Genomic DNA, 15,251 nt, shown 5'->3' on the forward strand with positions numbered 1-15,251 from the left:
TTGTGGCCCGCATTCCTTCTTGGTTCGGAAAGTGTACTGGCTTTTACAACCAACACTGCCCAATATTTGGCCCTTGCCTGCGTTGTCGCACTGAGTTTTTTGCACAGAGGGCACAATAACTCCCGAGACCCTAGCGCAGCAGTTTTGAAAGTGACATCAGAACCCAAGTGTCTTCCCCGTCAAGGGACAGGCGATCTTCCTTGTTTGGATGACAGATTGGTTGATCAGCTGTTTCTTCACGCCCAAGCAGTTCGAAGAAACAGGCACCCAGTTCGACATTCTACTTCCACGATCACAGCGAGAATTGGATAGCAAATGTCGAGACACAAAGGTGATGCCACCTCTGTGCTGGCCAGATTTGGCGAAAGGTTTGGCTTGGTTCAAAAACTCGTCATTACCATCCCACCTGCAAACAATAGGACTCGTCCAATCAATCAAATGCGCGGTGCGGGTCAGATCAACAATTCTAAGGCCAAAAAGGAGCCAAACATGTCGTTGGACATTTCTAAACTAAGTGAAATCAAAGGTCTTCTGGGGGCGTGCCTCGTCGACAGCGATACAGGCCTTACTTTAGGCACAGAAGGCGGTTCCAAGTTTGATCTTGATACCGCCGGGGCAGCGAATGTTGAAGTCGTCCGTGCCAAACTTCAGGCAATTGAAGCTTTGAAACTTAACGATACCATCGAAGACATTCTGATCACGCTTGGCAAACAGTTTCATCTGGTTCGTCCACTAGACAAAAACCCAAACATTTTTGTGTATGTCGCGTTGGATAAGAAGACCGCCAATCTGGGGCTCGCCCGATTGCAAGTAAAAGCTGTTGAAGAAACGCTCAGCCTCTAGCCTGCAACGAAATGCCAAATGGACTTAGCCATCCCGTTATGGCTGAGTTCACTTAACCCCGCATTGGTAACTGCGATAAACGGATCCAACGGTAATGTCGGAGGTCTTAAAATGAAAATACTCGTCGCAGAAGACGACAAAAAGACCGCCGAATTTGTCAATTCCGGGCTGAGATCGAACGGTTTCAGTGTGGAGTGGTATGATGATGGTCGAGATGCTCTATCATATTGTTTGTACAACGAATGTGACGCCATAGTCTTAGACCGTATGTTGCCTGGAATGGATGGTCTCTCTGTTCTCAAGGCCTTGAGGGCCGCGAAGAAACAGACCCCAGTTTTGTTCCTCACATCAATAGGCGACGTTCAGGACAGAGTTGAGGGTTTGACCGAAGGTGCGGATGACTACCTGGTTAAGCCTTTTCATTTTTCAGAACTTCTGGCGCGTCTAAACAGCATTATCAGACGACAGCCGACCGGCATTGCCTCAACTGGGCTTCAAGTCCACGATCTTTCGATGGATCTGCTCAGCAGGGTGGTGAAAAGGCAAGACGTTACAATAGACTTATTGCCCCGTGAATTTGCGCTGTTGGAAGTTTTGATGCGGAATGCCGGTCGGATCGTGACACGCAACATGCTTTTGGAGCAAGTCTGGGACTACAACTTTGATCCAAATTCGACCGTGATTGAAACGTATATAAGTCGCCTTAGGTCGAAGATCGACAAACCCTTCGAGACGCCACTTTTGCACACGTCTCGAAACGTTGGATACAGCATTCATGGGCCGCTCTAGCATTCTCTCAGGTGCTCCGTTCCGATCGGCTTGTTTCGCGGCATTGATAGTCTGGATCATAACTGCAGTATTTGGCTCTGCTGTCTACTTAGCGCTTGCAGACAGGCTTCGCAGTGATCTCCAGCAACAAATCCTCGATGAAGAGCTCCTGCTTCATGAGATTTTACTGGACGGCGGCTCAGAACCAGTTCAGCGAGCAATTGAACATTTGAATAGTCCCATTCGAACTGGGCTTCACGTAGTCGCGCTGTTCGACCAGAACGGTTCATTACTTGCTGGATCAGTTGCGAAAACGCCCGATACGATAGGTTGGCACGAAGTCGATCCGGATTTTTTGCAGATCGGTGGGACCGCGCCCGTCTATCTTCTCCATGTATCAGAGTATCTTGGGTATCGCACAGTGGTCGCTCGCAGCCTGACACCACCTAATCAGGCTTTGAAAACCCTTTGGGAAGGGTTGTTGCTGCTGACGCTTTCGACAACTGCCGCTGTCCTGGGTCTTGGCTATTACTTCAGCGCTCAAGACCATCGAAAACTTCAAAGGATTGAGCGAACCCTCGACCAGGTCTTTCAAGAAGATATCAGCCTTCGTCTTCCCGTGTCAGATACAAGCGACCTAAGCGATCGAATTTGCCATATGATCAACCGACGTCTCGACTGGATTTCGAGCTCACTCAACTGTGCTCAATCCACTGCGGTCACAATTGCCAGCGATTTGAGGAGCCCTTTGTTGAACGGGTTCATGGCTTTACAAAAGGTATATTGCGAAGTTGAGCATGGTGGTGACCCACGACAAGGCCTCGACGATTTAGAGAAAAATCTTAGGCGCATCAGAACTGTCTTCGACACAGTACTCACAGTATCTCAAATCGAGGCTGGCGGGCATGAAGTAAGCTTCCAAACCGTCAATTTGAGTGCACTCGTTGAGAATGTGGCAGAGGCGTTTCATCCGGTTGCGGCGGAAGCAGGTAAACACATCACTGCTGACTACAACGCCGACACGATTTTGATACGAGGCGACGAAGACATGCTGAAACGGCTGCTCGTCAATCTTGTGAACAATTCACTCCGGTTTTGCCCTTCTGGATGTTGGATCAGGATTTCCCTAACGGCCACGACTGAAGCGATACAGCTGATTGTTGAAGACAATGGACCGGGGGTTCCGGATCCACAAATCAGCAAGATTTTTGACGCGTTTTTCCGAGTTGACCACACAAAAAACGACACTGGAAATGGGCTCGGCCTATCGCTTGTTAAGGCCATCGCAATGCGGCACGGCGCACTTATCACCGCAGAAAACAACAAACCGGGCCTGCGGGTATGTGTGAGTTTTGGGAAGCCCCCGATTGCGGCCTGAACACAAGCTGATGATTTGTGCAGCTCAGAATTCTAACCATCACCTGGACCACTCAAACCTGAAAGCTCAACCTCTTTGATCGGAAACACAATGATGAAAAATGCAATATTCCTAATGGCATTCTTGCCCGCGAGTGCGGCGACGGCAGGCGAGACAATATTCCAATGCACGTCAGAAACTAACGGAGAAGTAGTTCAGGTTTTTCAGGATGCCGACCTCTCAGAAGCGCGACTGATAGTACAGGATAGAGAAGGCACAGCCTCTGTCGCACACGGCCTGGACGGCGTAACATTTATCCACATCAAACCCGACGAAGTCTGGACGTTGGTGCTCCATTTTCCAACCATGACCTATGAGTTGTCCACTCATGGTGCCACACCAATCGAAGATCACGGACATTGCACAAAGAGTGGATGATCAACACAAATCACTCGGTGTTCATCGGGTAGATCGCAATAACCTTTCAAAAATGTAAGGATGATGAAATCCCGCTGGCAAGATCACGTTGCAGAAGATGCTGTCAGGTTCGGAACTGAAGCCGAATACTCGACTGAGGAAGCACTCGTACCCATTCTTGAGGGTATTACCGGCGCCGTGAAGACACGGACCACTCACTCGTAAGCAAGCTTCCCTCAGTCAAAGCAGCGCGCCCTTCCTCCCCCTCGGAAGGGCGCGTTGTAAGTTCATCTAAAGCTGCTTTCTGTTGCTTCCTAATACCGGCCGTGAACTCCTTGTGCGTTGGCTGTCAAAAATGGCTCGATGTGCTCAATCAAGTGCAGCTTGCATGGACGTCAAAGCGTTGACTCTACTGAGCTTCGCTGGGTCCGCATCGCCAGTGTTGCAACACATTCGGCCAAATTCCCCATTTTTTGAATGAAAATGCAGCTAAAACCCTCAGATCACATACTCGATCCGCCAGAACAGGTTCGTCGTTAGCCGAACAACATGGTGACGACACAAAAACCGGACTAAAGAAGAATGAAACGCTCAAACATTGTATCTGGAGCAGCCTTTACTACCGCCTTGTATGCAGCGGTTGTCATACTTCTTTCGGTTGCAGCATTGGCATTTTTGACATTTGAAAGAATTCGTGGCGACTTGCAGCGTGAAATGGACTCGTTGCTAATCGATGAAATGCGTTTCATACAAGAAATTCTGGACGATAACGACAACGATTCCGACGTGGTGCAAGCGATTGATGACGCGACACTCTGGTTGCCGTTCGACACGAGTTTGATTGGTCTGTTCGATAGTCAAGGGAAGCGTCTGGCTGGAAACATCGACGAGTACCCATCCTTTCGAGGCTGGGGGGAAATCGAAGATGATGGCATTAACCTAGGCGGTGAAAAGCGTATCCATCGTGTAAATGTGCAAACCTACCGTGGCTTCGTAATCGTGGTTGGTCGCGATCTTGCATTTGTAACAAGCACACTTCGATCGTTGGCTTGGTCTTTGGTTGCAATCGGATTAGGAGCAACGCTTTGCACGCTATTGGTTGGCTACATCACCAGCATAAGAACATATCGCAAACTTGATCAAATGGCGAAGACGCTCAACAAAGTCTCAAGAGGGGAAGTCAAAGCGAGGCTTCCGGTCGGCAAGAACAATGATCAGATAGACCGGGTTTCAAGGCTAATGAACAGCCATCTCGACAACCTGACTGCTTTGATGTCAACAACACGATCAGCCGCTGCGGCCATTGCGCATGATCTGAAGAACCCGCTCACCCATGCTTACATCACACTTCAGCAAGCGAGGGATTCACTGCAATCGGAGGGTAAATCTGTCGAAGCTATTGACCAAATTCAATCTGAACTTGATCGGCTCAAATGGACCTTTGAAACAGTTTTGCGGATCAATCGCATCGAAGAAGGCAACAGTTCAAAAGCGTTCAGCTATCTGGATTTGAATAGACTGGGTCGAGAAGCTGTTGAGAACATGATCCCGCTAGCGGAATTGAAGGCACAAAGCCTTAGTTTTGTGGAGAACCAATCAGGGCGCACACTAATCGAAGGCGATGAGGGTATGCTAAAACAGCTCTGTGCAAACCTTTTGCAGAACTCAATTGATCATTGTCCAGAGCATTCCAAGGTTCTGCTGATCGTTGAACAAGAAGAAAGCATCGTTACGCTTTCGGTAGTCGACAATGGCCCTGGCGTTCCAGAAAACACACTAGGTAAGCTTTTTGTTCCTTTCTATAAACTGGAAAGTGAACGTAACAGTGTTGGGAATGGTTTGGGGTTGGCGCTAGTGAAAGCTATTGCAGACCACCATTCGTCGCTCTTAACTGCCATAAACAATTCACCTGGGTTGACTGTTTCAATTCAATTCGAAGTTGCGTAAGGGCACTTAAAAGGTGAGCGAACCTATCTTGGTGTTTACGAAACTTGGGACCGAAGAAGGTAGTCGAACAATCAAAGCCGGGAGAGACTGTCTCGAAACAGCGACCGTTCGAGGTGTCGACAGGGCGGGGATGCCCCGCTTTGATGTAATCAGGTAATTCGGCGTTTCTAAACAAACCCAATATCGCTGACGGAAGCAATTCGTCGCGATGGGTGTGGATAAACTAGTGGACCTAGATTGGCTATATAAGAAGAACGAACTGCTTAAACGAGCCGAGTCGGATTTAACGTTGTACAACTTAATCCTGTTGGTGGCTTCAAACGGCAACTTCTAAGGCCGGCTGATCGTTGTGCGTGCATTGACCGTGTGTGCTTCAGGCTCAGCGTCTTGGAAACGCCCCGGTGGCCGACATCGAATACCAGAACCGTTTTGAAATCGGTCTAATCGGTCTTGGTATAGTTGGCTGACTGCCTAAAGCCCGTGCGGCCTGGAATATTGGGCTGCTTTGATGTGATGGAAAACCTTTGAGTCGCAAAAGGCAAAACCAGTGTACCTATCAAAAGTCGAATGACTCAAAATCAATGGCTTACTGGTCGCCGAATGGCAAAACAATGTCGCGCCCTACAAAATTGATGAACGTCACACGAACCTGACCTAACTGTCATAGTTGGACCATAAACTAAGTGAATGTTCGACATCAGAGGGCACCCCAAATCAAATATCGTTTTCGTAACAAAATGTGACCCTGCGCTGCAGATTAGTGCGACAGCCTGTAGAAATTGTCTACAATGAGCCCGAAGATGACATTGGTTTTCTTTCCGCCTAGCTTGCAGCCCATGCATTAGTTGGAGGGATTACTATGTCGACGCCAGAAAGCAGGCTTGAAGAATTGGGCTTGAAATTACCTGCGCCTACCAAGTTACCGGATGGCCTGCACATACCCTTCGAATTTGTTAATGTCAGAGGTGACCGAGCACTTTTCTCAGGTCACCCAAAAAACGCAATGGATGGTAGTCTGGCCGGGCCCTTTGGAGTTGTCGGAGCCGAAATTACTACGGATCAAGCGTATGCTGAAGCCCGCGAAGTGGCACTAACGGTACTGGCTAACCTGAAAGCAGAAATAGGCGAGCTATCAAGAATTGTTGGATGGGCCCGCGTCTTTGGTATGGTGACATCTGCGCCCGGATACTCGGATCAACATGTTGTGGTAAATGGCTTTAGCGATTTGATAATTGAGGTGTTCGGCCCAGACATCGGTCGCCATGCGCGTTCTGCTATCGGTGTGTCTGGACTACCGCTCGGTTTCGCAATGGAAATTGAGGGCGAAGTCATGATCTCTACCTGACAGGCCTGCGACGGTTTTGTCCGCAAAATGGGATTTGCAAAGCCCAACGATGAATGTCGGGTTTGGGCTGCGATCTGCCGAATGCGTACGCAGCGCCATGTTGGATCAGCAATGACGGCTCAGGGCTCTTTCTTCTGTTTGGGGCACATCGCAGAGAAAGTCAGTTGCGGGCCTAAACGGACCATTGCTGCGGACAGTACCAAGGTCGCCAACGCGCAGTAAGCAGACTTTGCAAATCTACAAAACCCACCCTCAATCCACAGACGGCGTGGTCCGGCTCTACCGCCGATTTTATCATCCCCTTGTGCTTTCAAAGCGGAACTATTTGAAAAGGTTTTGACGCTCTTTTCGAGGCAATAGTCGCGATACGTTTCGTCAGTATCTGCTCAGTGCCTCTAGTATTATGTTCCGCGTATTGATGTCGTTGTGGAAAATCCTATCGGCGAGAAACTCGGACGGAAACTCAGGCCATGTCCTGCGCATTTCAGCAACGAGCCGTCGTGCTTCTTCTGAATTTCCCAACTGATCGTGCGCAACGGCTTGGAACAAGAGCGAAGGAGCACTGACTGGCGCTCCAGCAGCTGGCGCTCCCTGAAAAGCTTCAACAACATTTTCGTAGTTCCCGAGCATAAGTTGCGAGACGCCCCAGATGTTTCTCGCACCAAACCTCCCGGATCCTGATTTGGGTCTATCCGGGTTGCTAACCTCGGCGGCAAATTCCGGGGCGTTAGCCAAGATGGCGGTGATACCTGCAAGGTCGAGAATATGGCCATCATTCGGCGCCAGTTCGACCGACATCCTTGCGTATTTCAATGCCTCGTTTGGCTGGTCTTTGACAGCCAGCACCCAACCGTTTGCGCTGTTTGCCCAGGCGTCGGCCGGGGACAATTGAAGCGCTTTTTCAGACATTTCTGAAGCTTGATTGGAGAAATCATCCCTTTGTGATTCATCCGGCGACAACACCGCCAAGATCGCCAGGACCTGCGCTGATCCGGCATAGCCGTCGGACAGAGCCGGGTCGAGTTCCATCGCGTGCTGGAACATTCCCAGTGCTATCTGCTGACGTTTGACATCAAAAACGGGAAAAAACATGCCTCGGGCTTGGTCTGCAATGTTGGCCGCCTGGAGTCTCGTCAATGATTGTTCACCAAGCGCCACACGTTCTGCTTTCTCGATGGATCGAGTTGTCGGCACAACCTCCCTGTTATCCTGGCTCATCCAGAGGCCAAGCACAGCGACTAATGCAACAACACCTAGTCCAGCAGGCAGCAGTTGCCGCGAACGCCAACGGCCAACTGGATTGTCGCTCTTCAGTTCACTTGATGTACGGTCTTCGATTGTAGATTCGTATGAAAACCGCGGCTTGTATCCGCCGGGATCAACAAAAATGCGAACCCCGTTGCCGTCCCAGTGATCTTCGTAGAACTGATGTAAAAGGCGACGCAGTCGCCTAGCCTCAACGCGAACCAGGTTTTGACCACCAGTACCATCTATGCGCCGCCCATAGACCTCAACAGCGATAGCTTTGCCTCTAATCTGAGCGCTTCGACCAGATAGAGTTTCCTCGACTATATAGGTGAGAAACTGCGTGAGTCGGGGTGAAGCTTGAAATCCGTCGCTTGATACAATTCGACTCAGAGCTTCCCGGATGAGTTCCGGAGAAGGTTGGCCAACTTGTTGATTTATTGGCAAATCGTTTGATTTGTTCAATGTCAACTCACCCCCAACTCACGGTGACTCACTTGGCCTTTGCGGTCAACCGCACTCATCTTGATTTGAGAATAGATAGTGGGCGTCGGGATTTTTCCAGTGACGGTGAACCTGATTGAAGAAATTCCGGAACTTTCCGATGTGCTGTCGGGGCGCATCGAAACGGATGCACTACTCGGCGAGGTCATCGAGGACCTGAAGAAAGCATCTGCGTTTTCGAAAGACGCATCGATCACGGCCTCAGAGCGCGCCGAATGGGCCCACATCAAATCTGAACTCATCAGCGAGCTTCGCCGGATGTTGAAGCGCAGCCTGTGAGATACTCTAACTGAGGACCAATCCATGACCAAGGAAGACAATAGAAAAGACCAGGACGACAAACAGGTTCAGGCGTCAGATCAAATTGAAGACCCGTCGCGGCGGAGTGTTCTAAAGGGCTTGGCCACTGGAGCGGCTGCCACAGGGGCGGCTGGGTTTGCGGCAGGAACTGCCGAGGCCCACGAAGGAGGCGGCCCTCTAGGAGAAACACTCAAGAACCCATATGGTGGTCGACCCGCAGGTGGCATATCATTGCCGGAGTACTTCCGTCCTACGAAGTACATGACCGGTTCAAATGCGAACTATTTTCCGCTTAGTGAGGAGTTGGGGCCAGATGAGATGCGCATCTCATTCTGCGGCTCAACACCATATCCGCCGCGCGAAGATCAGGCGGGTACTTGTATCATGGTGGAGTTGGGGAATGGAAAACGGTTCTTCTTCGACTTTGGGTCCGGTTGTGTCCGCAACATCATTGCGATGCAAGTGCCTGGGCAGTTGATCAACGACATCTTCATCTCTCACCTGCATGTCGACCACTATGCCGACATTCCGTATATTTACCCCTTCCGTGCCTGGTCGGGTGGCTACACGCCACTACGCATCCATGGGCCGTCAGGTCGAACGCCCGAGCTTGGCACAGCCGGAATGGTCAAAGGCATGCAACAGATGCTCAAATGGCATCTGGAGGCCTTTGATGTTTTCCCGATTGGGGACGGCTACGAGATCGAAGTCAATGAATTCGATTTCCGCCAGGAAGGTGGTATTGTTTATGACGAAGACGGTGTGACTGTTCGGTCTTGGCCGCGAAGTCATGCCAAGGACGGTGCGGTTGGTTATCGGCTCGATTGGAATGGTCTGAGCTTTGTTTGGACCGGCGATGGTCGCCCAGATGAGCTTTCACGAAAATACGGCGTAGGCGTTGATGTCTTTGTAACCGAAATGTCGGGGCAGGATATTGGTCAGTTGATGACCTACAAATACGGTATCCCACAAGATCTCTTTAACTACACTATCGATACGCATCACACCTCCCACTATGCCGTGGGTAAGCTCTTTGCTGACACAAGGCCGCGATTGGGAATGGTGACACACTATACCCAGGATGAAGACATCGACGCTGAAATGCTGGCTGGTATTCGCGCCCACTACGACGGTCTGTTCCAATGGGGTCTCGATGTAGCCGTTGTGAACGTGACCAAGGATGCAATCTGGTACAGGAAAGCTGCTCTGCCCGGAAAATCCGGTACTGTGCCACCATTTCGTGAACTGGCTGCGGCGGCCGAGGCCGGGCGTATTGAGCTTCCGGATGAAATCACATTACCGAACCCAAGACTCACCCGCGCAGACCAGCAAGACCAGAAGTATCGAGATATGGAGATCGATCCACGCGAATACTACCCAACTGACGTTTTCCGAGCACCCGGCGGAGACTGGCCGCAGGACTTTACCATCAAAGTTTCGGATGTAATCGGCTCGCGTGATGAAGACTGAGAGGAGATCGAACAATGATTGAATTTGGTTCGACTTCTGCGATCCCTGTTACGATCCTTACCGGCTTTCTTGGAGCCGGCAAGACGACACTTTTGAACCGGATCCTTACCGGCAATCACGGATTACGAGTGGCAGTCCTGGTGAATGACTTTGGATCAATAAACGTAGACGCCGACTTGGTGGTTGGTCTCGAAGATGATGTGATGAGCTTGGCTAATGGGTGCGTTTGCTGCTCGATACGAGATGATCTGATTGAAACGGTAGAAGCTGTTCTCGCTCGGCCTGAGAAACCAGAATACATCGTCCTTGAAGCAAGTGGAGTGTCGGATCCATCGTCAATCGCAATGACGTTTACGGATCAACGGTTCCGGGACATGATCCGCTTGGACAGCCTTATGTGTCTTGTCGATGCGGAACAGCTATTTGCTGCGCCAGAACAAATGGAACTGAAGCTTCGTCAAATTGCGTTCTCGGACATGGTCATTTTGAACAAGGTTGATCTTGTCGACAGGGCCACAGTTCAGAAGGTGCACGACTGGCTTGGCTCTCGCTTCCGTCGCTATCGTCTTGTCGAAGCTGTAAACGCAGACGTCCCTCTGGACATACTTCTTTCAGTCGGTCGCTTTGCCGCCGTACAGCTCGAAACAGAAATACCCGATCATCACGAACATGGGCCAGATTGTGGTTGCCACCACTCTGATCACTCAGACAGCTTTTCTACGACCATGATGAAAGCTGAACGCCCAATAAGCCTGTCTTCCCTCCGGAGTGCAATTCGGAAGCTTCCGGGCGACGTTTATCGCCTCAAGGGTTTTGTTTTCAGCGAGGAGGATCCAGATCATCGCATTCTTGTTCAGGTGGTTGGAAAACGAATGGACATCGCACGGGATGGTGCTTGGGGTGACCGCAAACCCGAAACAAGGCTTGTCGCAATAGGCGCACCGGGGGCGCTCTCCGAGGATGTGCTTTCGGACACGCTTATGGAGACAGTCTGAAAGCCAGTTTCGACCAAGTATTTTGGCTATAAGTCAACCAGGTTGGATAATTTCACCCAGTTCGGCGGCGGCGGACTGTGAGTGGGCCATTGACGTCATTGCCAATCTGGCGATCTCAAGTGCAAGCCACCCATGAGAAAACGGCCAGCTGAAAGGAGACCGCCTATGAAACTAAGGTTGCTAGACGCGCCCTGGCTGCGGACATTCAAACGGGAATCGCAGTCCTTTCCACGCGGGCGCAAAGACGATCAGGTCAACAGCTTTGCCCATTTTCTTAATTGGTCCAAGGAGCTGGGCTTCTATCGGGCGCTGGGTCGCGATCATCAGATCAACATTGAACGTCGGGAGCGCAATCGCGAGCGGTCCCGGTGGCGCTAGAGCAGAAAGCTAGGTTAAGCGCCGATCGTCGACCTTGAACCGCCCAGCGAAACCTTGGCCATTGGGCCCGAAGGGCGGGAAGCTGACATTCTCTGCAGTTGCAAACCTATCCGGTAGCGGAGGTGAAATCCGACCTTCGCGGTCGACGCCTACGGCTAGATTCGAAAATACAAAAAAGCCCCTGTGATTTCGTAGGCGTAGATGGCTTGGACGTGCGTGACGAAACTAAACAGACGCTCCCATGTTAAGGCAGTCAGTTTGAAGAGGCTGTTAAGAACCAACATTTGACCAAACAATACGGCAATTCGTTGGTTTAGAACCTTATGGAAGCCGTGAGTTCTCCGACAACACTGGATCCACCACCAAAGGTTGATTGAAACTCGCCGCTGAAGCCTATCGATCGGTTTCCATCTGCAGAGGTATGTTCAAGCGTAATTCCAAGAAACCCTGCAGCTGCATCTTCTGTTGAAGCTACGAAAGAAAAGGGTGTCGCTGCTACGATTGCGTCCACATCGTCGGATCCTGCATCAAAAGTTGCATCTACTCCAACGGCCCAGTTCAGGTAGGTACTCGATCCATTTGCGGCCTCGTAGAAGCGGGGCAAGTTCAATTGCGCCCGCGTGTTGAACAGCGAAACGTTCCGATCTTCGACAGTCAGCGGATACGCAGTTCCTGTTTCGGTATATTCATCAAGTTTCAGAAAGACATAGCTTGCGCGTGCACTGAAGAAGGCAGGAATTGGCAAGGCGTTGATGGGTGCCGAGATCGAGAGCGATGGCGAAACGAACGTGCCGTCAAAATCGCCTTTCGCTTCGCCGCCATCAACGTTTCGGGTCGCTTCATTGTCGGTTACGCCAGCAAGAAGCGCTGCGTTGAGGCTGTATCGTCCGTAGTCCCTTTCGAGGTAAACGCCACCAAAATATGACGTGATATCGGTATCTCCTGCGTCTTGATCCAGCGAGATATGGCTGTCGTCATATCCGACAAGAACACCAAAATCGCTGTTATCGATGAATTCATTCGTCTCGGCACCAACTACGAAACCGTACATACGATGGCTGAACCCAAGATTTGAACCGTCTTCTTCAACATCGCGATCTCCTCCGAAGGCTGAACCCCAGACATATGGGCCGTTATCCTGTTCAACATACCCGAAAGGTCCCAGGTTTCTGCTAACCTGGCCACCGGACGAGCCGGACGCATAGGGGCTGGCGGTGTCAATCGTATTGAACACCGCGTCGGTGAGATCGCTGATAAAGGTACCTTGGGCCGCGAATCCCGTCGTATCCACCGAAACCGCAGTGAGGCCATTGTTGGCCACAACGCCGGCCCCTTCAAAATTGACGACTTCGGGGGCGGACGCGAGGTCATTATCGTCACCCGATGCATCAGCAAAATTTACAACCGAATTCATCCCGCGCGCAAAGTTCAACGTGTCAATGTCATTCGGGTTCGTGCCCCCCATGCCATCGTTGCCATTGCCGAAATCGACCGATCCGTTCAGAATCGAGCCGGGCTCGAGATTCAACGTGTCGTTCCCGTCGCCGCCATATACGATGGAAAAGCCTTCTCGACCGGTGATGCGGGCGGAGTTTGTGATTATTGCAGCGGCGTTGTTGTCGCGATCTTCGATCTCGATACCGTATTCGAACGCATCAATATTTCCGGTGTTCACAATGGTGATTGAACCGGCTCCGTCCACGTCCACTTCGATCCCGTTATTGTCCAGCGAACGCAACGCCCCGCTGTTGGTCACACGGGCATCGCCGTCACCGTTTAGTTCGATATCGATCGCGTCGGAATCGGCGGTAAGCCGGGCAGAGTTCACAATGCTGACATCGCCGCTTCCCTCGACATCCACTTCGATCGCATCGTCTTCGCGAGAGGTTATCCGCCCAGAGTTTCTAATGAAGACATCGCCATCTCCGAAGATTTCGGCGTCAATTCCCTCGTCGTTTCTGGCGGTTATGGATGCAGCGTTTGTAATGCTTATGTTGCCGTTCTCGGTCACGTGGGCGAAGATTCCGTCAACTTCGGCATCGATGGTACCGGATGCCGAAATAGTAACATCGCCGTTTCCGTCTATTTCAGCGTTAATGCCATCAATATTTTCCGCCGCAATTTCACCCGACGCTTCAACCGAGATGTTTCCGTCGCCAGCAACAAAGCTGCGGATCCCGTGTTCGCTTGCTTCGATATCACCGTTCATCGTGATCGAGATGTCGCCGTCACCATCAACTTCGGCTTCGATGCCGTCATCCAAACCGGCGCGGATATCACCTGTGACCTGAATGTTGATATCACCGGAATCCTCGGCATCAGCGTCAATGCCGATCGCATCGCCAGTGATGTTGCCCACCACAGTGACGTCAATCACGCCTCCGGGGCTGCCGGTTTCCACATCAATTGCATCGCTATCGAGGGATTGGACGTCGCCCGTCACATTGACGGTCACATTCCCGTCCTCCGCGTCAGCAAAGATCGCATGTTCTTCTTCAGCAGAAATGTTGCCGTTAGAATTGACCGTTACGTTGCCTGTTCCATTTGCTACGCCGTAAATCCCGTATTCTCTGCCAGTAATATCCCCGATGCTGTCGACGACGACATCACCAGCGCCATTCACCGTGGCGTTGATACCGTCGCCCGCTGCTGCGCCGCTGACATCGCCCCGGTTCGAAATTGTAATGTCGCCATCATTGGTCAGAAGCGCGCGGATGCCGTCCCTTGCGGACGAAATATTGCCCGACGAAGTGACGTTGATATCTCCGTCTCCACCCCTTTGGCGGGCAAAGATGCCATCAGCGTTGTTGCCAGCTGTTGTGATATTTCCGGTCGAGCGGATCGTGATATCGCCATCACCGTCGTCTTGCCGTGCAAAGATCCCGCGGGCGTTATTTCCAGAAGTCGAGAGATTGCCCTCGGATTCAATGGAGATATCCCCATTGCCGCCATTTTGACGCGCCAAGACGGCGTTCGCGTTGTTTCCTTCTGTTGTGATGTTTCCGGTTGATAGGATCGCGACATCGCCATCGTCATCGCTTTGCTGTCCAAGTATACCGCCAGAGTTGTTTCCAGACGTTGAGATATTGCCATTCGACACCACCGAGACATCCCCTTCGCCGCCACTCTGAAGAGCGGTGATGCCTGTTGATCGATTTCGAATTGTGCTGATATCGCCCGCTGAGTTGACCGATACCGTGCCGTCTCCACCGTCCTGATTGGCGTAAATTCCGTCTGAACGGCTGCCCGATGTGCTTATACGACCCGCTGAAACCACTGACACATCGCCATCACCACCTTGTTGCGTAGCGCCGATACCGGCGCTTCTGCTGCGTCCAGATGTCGTGATATTGCCCGTCGAGTTAACCGAGATGGCACCGTCACCCTCAAGATCGGACCGAATGCCAAAGGACCGACGTCCGTCGGTTGCAATGTCGCCCGTCGAAGTGATCGAAACATCCCCGTCGCCGTCCGCATCCACAACAATCCCATCCGCGCCGTTCCCCGTCGTGACAATGCCGTCGGTTCCATTCGTCTGGATGTTAAGGGTTACGTTACCTGTTGGTGTGCTGAAAGCCACTCCGTCTGTTCCACCGCTTGGTGCAATTCCCGGAGCAGTCACGTTATTGATATTGAGCGTTTCGATTGCTGGCCCGTTTGCCTGAACACCCGTTGAAACATC

General features: G+C 51.4%; 12 protein-coding genes. 10 read left to right on the plus strand and 2 right to left on the minus strand.

Annotation, left to right across the window (positions count from 1 at the left end; translation table 11 throughout):
• Positions 1–315: 315 nt before the first annotated feature.
• The 6 genes from ACR0L9_RS19530 (at position 316) to ACR0L9_RS19555 (ending at position 6,677) form a co-directional block, all read left to right on the plus strand.
• Complete coding sequence (locus tag ACR0L9_RS19530; protein ID WP_480439453.1) at positions 316–843, plus strand: roadblock/LC7 domain-containing protein; 528 nt, start codon at positions 316–318, stop codon at positions 841–843.
• Positions 844–954: 111 nt separating this feature from the next.
• Positions 955–1,632: a response regulator transcription factor gene (locus ACR0L9_RS19535; protein WP_170818990.1), complete on the plus strand. Its 678-nt coding sequence runs from the start codon at positions 955–957 to the stop codon at positions 1,630–1,632.
• A complete protein-coding gene (locus tag ACR0L9_RS19540) occupies positions 1,619–2,989 on the plus strand; it encodes a sensor histidine kinase (protein ID WP_480896468.1) in 1,371 nt (456 codons plus the stop codon). The genes ACR0L9_RS19535 and ACR0L9_RS19540 overlap by 14 nt, the downstream gene beginning before the upstream one ends.
• Before the next feature lie 477 nt (positions 2,990–3,466).
• On the plus strand, positions 3,467–3,610 hold the full coding sequence (locus tag ACR0L9_RS19545) for a hypothetical protein (protein ID WP_480896469.1): 144 nt from the start codon (positions 3,467–3,469) through the stop codon (positions 3,608–3,610).
• Between the two features lie 357 nt (positions 3,611–3,967).
• Positions 3,968–5,332, plus strand: coding sequence for a sensor histidine kinase (locus ACR0L9_RS19550; RefSeq protein WP_170516074.1), 1,365 nt, complete (start codon positions 3,968–3,970; stop codon positions 5,330–5,332).
• 859 nt (positions 5,333–6,191) lie between these two features.
• Complete coding sequence (locus ACR0L9_RS19555; RefSeq protein ID WP_480896470.1) at positions 6,192–6,677, plus strand: RidA family protein; 486 nt, start codon at positions 6,192–6,194, stop codon at positions 6,675–6,677.
• Positions 6,678–7,052: 375 nt separating this feature from the next.
• Here the strand turns inward: ACR0L9_RS19555 and ACR0L9_RS19560 are convergent, their stop codons facing one another.
• A complete protein-coding gene (locus tag ACR0L9_RS19560; protein WP_480896471.1) occupies positions 7,053–8,387 on the minus strand; it encodes a tetratricopeptide repeat protein in 1,335 nt (444 codons plus the stop codon).
• Positions 8,388–8,486: 99 nt separating this feature from the next.
• Between ACR0L9_RS19560 and ACR0L9_RS19565 the strand changes: the two genes are divergently transcribed.
• The 4 genes from ACR0L9_RS19565 to ACR0L9_RS19580 all read left to right on the plus strand — a co-directional run bounded on the left by ACR0L9_RS19565 (position 8,487) and on the right by ACR0L9_RS19580 (position 11,569).
• Positions 8,487–8,705: a hypothetical protein gene (locus tag ACR0L9_RS19565; protein WP_480896472.1), complete on the plus strand. Its 219-nt coding sequence runs from the start codon at positions 8,487–8,489 to the stop codon at positions 8,703–8,705.
• Between the two features lie 24 nt (positions 8,706–8,729).
• Positions 8,730–10,196 carry a guanitoxin biosynthesis MBL fold metallo-hydrolase GntH gene (gene gntH, locus ACR0L9_RS19570; RefSeq protein WP_480896473.1) on the plus strand — a complete coding sequence of 489 codons (1,467 nt, stop codon included), beginning with the start codon at positions 8,730–8,732 and terminating at the stop codon, positions 10,194–10,196.
• A gap of 14 nt (positions 10,197–10,210) precedes the next feature.
• Positions 10,211–11,191 carry a CobW family GTP-binding protein gene (locus ACR0L9_RS19575; protein ID WP_480896474.1) on the plus strand — a complete coding sequence of 327 codons (981 nt, stop codon included), beginning with the start codon at positions 10,211–10,213 and terminating at the stop codon, positions 11,189–11,191.
• Between the two features lie 165 nt (positions 11,192–11,356).
• Positions 11,357–11,569 (plus strand): hypothetical protein, encoded by a 213-nt coding sequence (locus ACR0L9_RS19580; RefSeq protein ID WP_480896475.1) that lies wholly within the window; start codon positions 11,357–11,359, stop codon positions 11,567–11,569.
• Between the two features lie 313 nt (positions 11,570–11,882).
• Here ACR0L9_RS19580 and ACR0L9_RS19585 read toward each other — a convergent pair whose 3' ends face one another.
• On the minus strand, positions 11,883–15,149 hold the full coding sequence (locus ACR0L9_RS19585; RefSeq protein WP_480896476.1) for an autotransporter domain-containing protein: 3,267 nt from the start codon (positions 15,147–15,149) through the stop codon (positions 11,883–11,885).
• Between the last annotated feature and the right edge of the window lie 102 nt (positions 15,150–15,251).

The organism is Ruegeria sp. I3 (assembly GCF_056532525.1).